The following is a 7,714-nucleotide window of genomic DNA, read 5'->3' on the forward strand; positions in this document are numbered from 1 at the left end:
GGTAATAATCTATTTGAAGTTGTATAAATAGTTGCTGTATTAGATTTAAACATTGCTTTTGGTGAAAAATGAAAAACGTTATATGAAACGTCAAACAACTTCTCGTTTTTAAGATAATCGGTATGAGACAAAGATAAAATTAATGGATCCGGATTCATATCCGGCGTTTCCTTGATTAATTTTGCAATCGAATGAGCAGACAAACGATTCTTTTGATTAGTTGACGTTTTAGTACCGTCAAATTGTTGATTAACGGCTATGTAACCGTTCTTTGGTATATTTTCAGCACTTGAATGGATGGTCTTAGGCGCATTGAACGCTGGATTTAGCGGATTTGCGCCCACGTCCTGATTGGTAGTCAAGATGGTAAGACAAAGCGAAAGCATTGTTGCCATCAGTAACAATAGTGTGCATCTAATTTGCTGCATGTGGTTTTCCTTTCACTGTTACATATGATTGTCTTAAATATAGCATATTTATGAAGATGACATCTTGTTAATGCACGGCTTAATAAAAAATTGGTCAAATAAAAAACACTGTCTACAAAATTGACAGTGTTTTTTATTTTTATCAATTATCATCATTCTAGTTAACGCAGTGATAGACAAGTTAATCTTTCGATACATTCAAGAAAACGGCACCAAGTCCTTGATCAAAGGTTGCTTTCCATTCGCCATCGGTTAAAGATTCAGGTAAGAGGAAAGTACCGCTTGATACGCGTTGACCTGCTTGTAGCGGCTGACCTTGATCCTCCAGCTTTTTAACCAACCAATGAAGTGAGTTTAAAGGATTACCAAGTACTTCTGATGACGCACCGTCCTTTAATTTCTGACCATTGTGGAAGAGCTGACATGTGACATTTGCCAAATCATCGACGTGATCGAATAAACGGGTGGCCTCTACTTCTTGGCCATAAACGACAAATCCACCAACTGCTGCATCTGCCATTACCATATATTTGGATAAGCTTGGGAACCAATCGCTAAAGCGTGAATCAGGTACTTCGACGGCAGGGGCGACCTTGGTTTTCTTCAATAAATCCTCAAGAGAATCTTTACTGCAAAGGGGTTCTTTAGCTGTAAAAAGCATCTCTACCTCTGCTAACGGTTCCATTAACTCTGCTCGATGTAACGTGACTGGCGACTGGACAAAGTGACTTTTAACTTGTGCGCCATATAATGGGGAATCCGAATCAAACATATCTTGAGTCTGCTTACTGGTCAGCGATACTTTATAACCGCCAACTTCCTCACTCTTAAGTTCGGTAAATCGTTTTTGAACCCGGTATGCAGTTGCTTCATCGGTGACAACGTCTTTCCAGTCTGACTCCTTTAACGCTCTATGTGATTGATAGGCGTTGAAAAGTTCCTTTGCAAATGCGTTTTCCTTTGCTGATAATTCTAATGTAGCTTGTTTTTGTGTATTCATAAGCGTGACCTCCATAAATTTAGTTGAATTGTTTGTCCTCGCTTATGAGATTCTGTGAGGACAAATATGTGTGGGTAATAATGCGGTGTGAAACTATGTCGTTGAAAATGAAAGCTATGTTAAATCTAATATGTTTAAAACTCGATGGTGCATTATGTTGTAAAAAGTTTAAGTTGCTAACAGCCCCTAAGTGACTAATCTGACCTGGATTATCGTTAGAGTTGCTAATGTCCGATTTCATATGTCCTCACCACCTTTAACTCTTTCTTCATTAAAATCCAACAAAAAACGTCCTTTAATTACCCAATCATTGGTAATTAAAGGACGTTTTAGCGCGGTACCACCTTATCTTTATAACCTTATTACTAAGGCTATCTCACACGTACAGTAAAAATTACGATACGCTGACACAATAATGGGTGCTCCCAATGCAACCTACTAAAAACATTTGGCTACATAGCTCGGAGATGATGATCATTTTATATCGTAAATTGCTTCTCACCAACCAGCAACTCTCTGATTACAACTACAAAATGACGTTTCTCTTCATCGCTTTTTCTAATGTGAATTTAATGATTGTCATTAATTTACACCCAGTTTTTAATAATGTCAACACTGTTTTTTTATTTTTGAAATTTATTTGGATTTTCGCGTAAAATGCGTGCGGGATTGCCAGCGATAATCACATTATCGCCAAATGATTTTGTCACTGTTGAATTTGCACCGACAATCACATTGTTTCCTAATGTCACTCCTGGGAGGATGACAGATCCGCCGCCAACCCAAACATCATCTCCAAGTGTAACCGGTTTGCCAAGCCCGATGAAAGCCTCTCGTCCGGCTGGATCAAGCGGATGATAGGCTGAATAAATTTGAACATGCGTTGCCAACATGCAGTGATTGCCAATTGTAACGGGAGCAATATCCAAAATAACGTTATCATAATTGCACATAAAGTTATCACCGACATGAATATTGTAACCAAAGTCACAACGAAAATTTGGCTGGACTCATGGACTTTTCCCAACGGAGCCAAATAACTGGCGGATCAGTTGTTCTTTTTCTTTACCAGCTGTATCGTCCAATTCATTCATCATTTTACATAAACGACGGGCTTTTGTTTCTTCTGAAACTAATTCCAGATCCATGATGTTATAAGGTTCGCCGGCTAAAAATTTTTCTTTTTTTGTCGCCATCATTTTTCCACCTTTAGTCTAGTGTATTTATATAAAGATATTACGCCATATTTATAGGAATCAATTAGTTCTATTCAAATTGGTACTGATGAATTTAAAAATTAAAAGCTGATTGATGAACTTCTCATTTTCGGGTATTATTAATGAAATGCGATAATCTCGACGGATGAGATGAAAGGATGAATTTGGATGAAAGCAGTTATCACGGTGATTGGTCACGATCAGATTGGAATCGTTGCCAAGGTATCACAAAAATTAGCAACATTGAAAGTAAATATTACTGATATTTCTCAAACATTAATGCATGGAGATTTTACAATGATGCTAATGGGAGAGTGGCGTGAATCGGAAGTTGATTTTGAGACCATTAAAAGGGGATTAACTGAATTAGGATCCGAAACAGGGCTGGATATCCATATTCAACGCCAAGAATTATTTGACGCCATTCAAAAGCTATAGGAGGTTAATTTGAAATGGAAACCAAGCAAATATTAGAAACCATTCAAATGGTCTCCGAAGAAAAATTGGATATTCGAACGATCACAATGGGAATTTCATTGTTTGATTGTATTGACAGCGATGGTAAGAAAGCCCGTCAAAAAATTTATGACAAGTTAACTAGCAGCGCAAAGGATCTTGTTAAAGTTGCCAATCAAATCGAATCTGAATATGGTATTCCAATTGTCAATAAGCGACTTTCAGTGACACCGATTTCAATGATTGGCGCTGCGTGTCACGACGATAACTATGTTGCATACGCCCAAACGATGGAAAAGGCTGCTCAAACGTTAGGCGTTGATCTGATTGGCGGCTTTTCGGCTTTAGTTCAAAAGGGTTACCAAACCGGTGACAAAAAATTAATTGCTTCAATTCCAGAAGCGCTGAATGAAACAAAGCGAGTTTGCGGATCTGTCAATGTTGGATCAACCCGTGCCGGCATTAACATGGACGCAGTTAAACAGATGGGGCAGGTCGTCAAGCAGTTGGCGGCGATTGATCCTGTGAGCTGCATGAGTCTTGTCGTTTTTGCCAATGCAGTTGAGGACAATCCATTTATGGCAGGCGCTTTTCATGGTGTTGGTGAGGCCGATAAAGTCATTAACGTTGGCATTAGTGGACCGGGAGTTGTGAAACGGGCTCTGGAAAAAGTCCGTGGTGAGTCAATTGATATTGTTTCGGAAACCATTAAAAAGACGGCTTTTAAAGTGACCAGAATGGGGCAGTTTGTTGGAAATGTGGCTGCAGAGCGCTTAAATGTGCCATTTGGTATTGTCGATCTTTCATTGGCTCCAACGCCAAGTCAAGGAGATTCGGTTGCTGAGATTTTAGAAGAAATCGGACTGCAAAGCGTCGGTGCACCTGGCACAACGGCTGCATTGGCCTTGCTAAACGATGCGGTTAAGAAGGGTGGCGTTATGGCATGCGAGCATGTAGGCGGCTTGTCAGGAGCATTCATTCCGGTTTCAGAGGATAGCGGGATGATCAAGGCTGTTGAGCATAGTAACCTGAACATAGAGAAGCTTGAAGCAATGACTGCGGTCTGTTCAGTTGGCCTAGATATGATTGCAGTTCCCGGTGACACGTCTGCTGAAACCATTAGTGGTATGATTGCCGATGAGGCGGCTATTGGGGTAATTAATAACAAGACAACAGCGGTCAGAGTTATTCCGGCAACCGGAAAAAAGGTTGGCGAAAAGATTGATTTTGGTGGCCTTTTTGGGTACGCACCTGTTATGCCTGTTAATTTAAACAGTCCTGCTAAAATGATTAACAGGGGCGGACGAATTCCAGCGCCAATTCATTCATTTAAAAACTAAAAGTCATCTATTTCGGATAGGATTATGTCGAAACGGATTGTTAAAAAGTTGGGGCAAAATGTTCCGGCTTTTTTGTTTATAATCGTTTTAAATGCAAGATATAGCCTTTTTAGGTAAATGTTGTGCCCCTGCCATCACAATCACTTGATGGAGGCATATTTTAGATATTTAAAAAGATGTGATGGTATATTAAGGTCAAAAGTGATCACGGAACGGAGGCATTTTATGAAATCGTCTGAAGAGCCATTGACTAATCGTTTGAGTAAGTTATCATCGACGGATCTGATTAAATTAACATCCGGTGAGGATTTTTGGCACTCTTCGTCACTAATCGACGATCATATTCCTAATTTTCGAATGAGTGATGGACCAAATGGTTTAAGGTATCAGGCTGATAAAGGGGATGCTTTGGGAATCAACAACAGTGTGCCCAGCACCTGTTTTCCGACTGCAAGCGCTATTGCCTGTACATGGGATCCAGAGCTGATTAGGCGCATGGGTCGGGCAATTGGTCAAGAAGCGCGTAGCTTAAATGTTGATATGGTTCTTGGCCCCGGCATCAATATTAAACGAAATCCCTTATGTGGTCGAAACTTTGAATACTTCAGCGAAGATCCATATTTAGCTGGGACTATTGGTGCTGCGTGGATAAAAGGGTTGCAATCCCAAGGGGTTGGTGCCTGCGTTAAGCATTTTGCGGGCAATAATCAGAAGAATGACCGACTGCGATCAGATTCGCTTATTGATCAAACCGCTTTGCATGAACTATATTTGGCGGCCTTTCAGATTGCTGTGACAAGGCCCCAACCCGAGGGAGTCATGTGTTCTTACAATAAGGTGAATGGTACTTACGCAAGCGATAATCCATACCTTTTAACGACGGTCTTAAGACAGCAATGGCGATTTAAAGGAAGTGTGATAACTGGCTGGGGCGCGTTAAATAATAAGATTGCCAGTATTAATGCCGGTACGGATTTAGAAATGCCATCCAGTAATCACTTATTTGATAAACAGGCTTTGGCAGGATTGAAGACTGGCCAACTTCAGAACAAAGCTTTATATCGTGCAGCCAAAAATGTCATCAAAATTGCCGAAAAGAAACGACCTGTGTTTAAAGGAGACCGGTCGGCATTATTAAAGGAAGGCGGTCAACTTGCACAAAAGATTGAAGAAAGTGCAGCTGTTTTATTAAAAAATGATAATCAGGTGTTGCCAATAAAATCAAGTGACGAGGTAGCTGTCATTGGTGAAATGGCAGCTCATACCAGATATCAGGGGGCTGGATCATCCCATATCAATCCACCCGAGTCAGTTACAATCCTTCAAGGACTGGATCACATGGGCGTTCATTATCATTATCAACAAGGTTATTCACTTTCTAATCAAAAATCGGATCAGTTCATTACAAGTGCCGTGGCGCTTGCTAAAAAGGCAGACAAAGTTATTTTTGTAGCCGGGTTGCCGGGAAATGACGAGTCGGAGGGCTTTGATCGAAAAAACATGCAGCTGCCTGTTATTCAAAATGTGTTAATTGATAGAATTGCGGCAATTAATCCAAATGTCATTGCTTTGTTGGTAGCTGGGGCACCGGTCGAACTACCATGGTTAAAGGATGTGAAAGGCGTGTTAAACCTTTATCTTGGCGGTCAATATGTCGGCAATGCTGCAGCAAACTTATTACTGGGGAAGGTGAATCCCTCTGGGAAATTGGCTGAAAGTTACCCGATTAACTACATGGATGTCCCTTCTGCAGCAATCTATGATCATAATCCTCAATCCGTCGGGTATGCGGAAAGTGTTTATGTTGGTTATCGCTATTATGAAAAATCAGGTACCCCGGTTGCTTTCCCGTTTGGCTATGGGTTGAGCTATACAACGTTTAAAATTAGCCGGATTGACATAGATACCGATATGATTCGAGAGAGTCAATCAATCCACGTGAAAGCGGATATCACAAACACAGGCAATGTCGATGGTGCTGAGGTTATCCAGGTTTATGTAGGAAATGAGGAAGATCGGCCTTTAAAACCGCTAAAAGAATTAAAGGGATTTAAAAAGGTCGTGATAAGAGCCGGTCAGACCAAATCAGTGACAGTTGAATTGCCGGCACAGTCCTTTTTTGAGTGGTGTGATGCCTCCCAAAAATGGCAATTACCTTTGGGGCACAAGTTTATTATAATTGGTGATAGTTCGAATAATGTCGTATTTTCAACGCGAATTCAATCAAAAGGGATTTCTTTTCCTGATAAGAAAAATTTACCGATTTGGTATTCAAAACCACAGGGTAAACCAACGCTTGCGGATTTTTCTAAAATGAGTGGACTGGAAATTAAAAAGCAAGTGGTTCCAAAGCCTGGTCAATATACAAAGTTAAATACAGCCAGGGAATTATCAATGCATTCTTTTATTATTCGAAAAATGATTAAGAGAATGAAAGAAGCTCGGCTAAAAGGTATTTCCGAGCCAAACAGCGCAGCAGTTAAATTTGAGGAAACGATCATAATGGATTCACCATTAATTAGGTTGGCTCAACAATCAGAGGGAAAGCTGTCATTGAAAACGGTCGATAAGTTGGTTGAAATTGCGAACCGCAGATATATTAAGGCGCTTTTGTAATTAAAAAGGTTAGTTGCTGGCAGTTTCCTGGTTTTTAAGATCATTGCAAAAAATGAAACGATAAAATAATAAACAGCTTAATGTCATCTGTTTGCGTAGAGAAGCAAATGACATTAGGCTGCTGTTTTATAGATCTTTTTTTACAATGACACAGGGCACACTATCTTCGAAAAATGGCTTAGAGGCAACTGAATAACCCATTTTTTCATAAAAACCTTCGGCGGTGACTTCACTATGGATTAACGATTTTGTTAAACCAAGTTGTTTGGCATATTTTTCCATTGCGGTCAGACCCCTTTTGCCCAAACCCTTTCCGCGATATGCTTTTAGAGTTGCAACCCGACCAATCTTTAAAGTGTTTTCGTCGGTTTGTTCGAAACGACAAGTTGAAACGGGGGTCTTTTCATCAAACAAAACGGCATAAACTTCTTGATCAGTATCCTTATCATCAAATTCGTCTCTTAAATCAATTCCTCGTTCGATGACGAAAACGGATAGGCGAACATAGGTAGCTGCTGCGCGAATAGGTTTAGAACTTTCTACAATCAATCGCATCAAATTTCTCCTGTTCTGTAATTTGTTATTAATCTTTTTGTAACAAATTTGTCGAAATATAAAAAATGTGGTTAAATCATGATATGATAGATTAATGTAATT

At 40.0% G+C, this 7,714-nt stretch carries 5 protein-coding genes, 2 pseudogenes and 1 other annotated feature; of the genes and pseudogenes, 3 read left to right on the forward strand and 4 right to left on the reverse strand.

Annotated features, from left to right (window positions below):
- The 3 genes and pseudogenes from HMPREF0519_RS13855 to HMPREF0519_RS04185 all read right to left on the reverse strand — a co-directional run.
- Positions 1-428: pseudogene (locus HMPREF0519_RS13855) on the reverse strand (matrixin family metalloprotease); the annotation flags it as partial.
- Between the two features lie 181 nt (positions 429-609).
- Positions 610-1,443 (reverse strand): 2-keto-4-pentenoate hydratase, encoded by an 834-nt coding sequence (locus HMPREF0519_RS04180; RefSeq protein ID WP_003634921.1) that lies wholly within the window; start codon positions 1,441-1,443, stop codon positions 610-612.
- A 302-nt stretch (positions 1,444-1,745) separates the two neighbouring features.
- Positions 1,746-1,987 (reverse strand) — a binding site (T-box leader).
- Between the two features lie 64 nt (positions 1,988-2,051).
- Positions 2,052-2,624, reverse strand: a pseudogene (locus HMPREF0519_RS04185) (sugar O-acetyltransferase).
- Positions 2,625-2,813: 189 nt separating this feature from the next.
- On the opposite strand from HMPREF0519_RS04185, the gene HMPREF0519_RS04190 reads away from it, so the two are divergent.
- The 3 genes from HMPREF0519_RS04190 to HMPREF0519_RS04200 all read left to right on the forward strand — a co-directional run bounded on the left by HMPREF0519_RS04190 (position 2,814) and on the right by HMPREF0519_RS04200 (position 7,057).
- Positions 2,814-3,083 (forward strand): ACT domain-containing protein, encoded by a 270-nt coding sequence (locus tag HMPREF0519_RS04190; protein ID WP_003553390.1) that lies wholly within the window; start codon positions 2,814-2,816, stop codon positions 3,081-3,083.
- Between the two features lie 14 nt (positions 3,084-3,097).
- Positions 3,098-4,441, forward strand: coding sequence for a PFL family protein (locus tag HMPREF0519_RS04195; protein WP_003634927.1), 1,344 nt, complete (start codon positions 3,098-3,100; stop codon positions 4,439-4,441).
- Between the two features lie 225 nt (positions 4,442-4,666).
- Positions 4,667-7,057 carry a beta-glucosidase gene (locus tag HMPREF0519_RS04200; protein WP_190870487.1) on the forward strand — a complete coding sequence of 797 codons (2,391 nt, stop codon included), beginning with the start codon at positions 4,667-4,669 and terminating at the stop codon, positions 7,055-7,057.
- A gap of 126 nt (positions 7,058-7,183) precedes the next feature.
- On the opposite strand, the gene HMPREF0519_RS04205 is transcribed toward HMPREF0519_RS04200, so the two are convergent.
- On the reverse strand, positions 7,184-7,612 hold the full coding sequence (locus tag HMPREF0519_RS04205) for a GNAT family N-acetyltransferase (protein ID WP_040472702.1): 429 nt from the start codon (positions 7,610-7,612) through the stop codon (positions 7,184-7,186).
- Between the last annotated feature and the right edge of the window lie 102 nt (positions 7,613-7,714).

This window comes from Lentilactobacillus hilgardii DSM 20176 = ATCC 8290, from assembly GCF_000159315.1.
GTDB classification, from domain to species: Bacteria; Bacillota; Bacilli; order Lactobacillales; family Lactobacillaceae; genus Lentilactobacillus; species Lentilactobacillus hilgardii.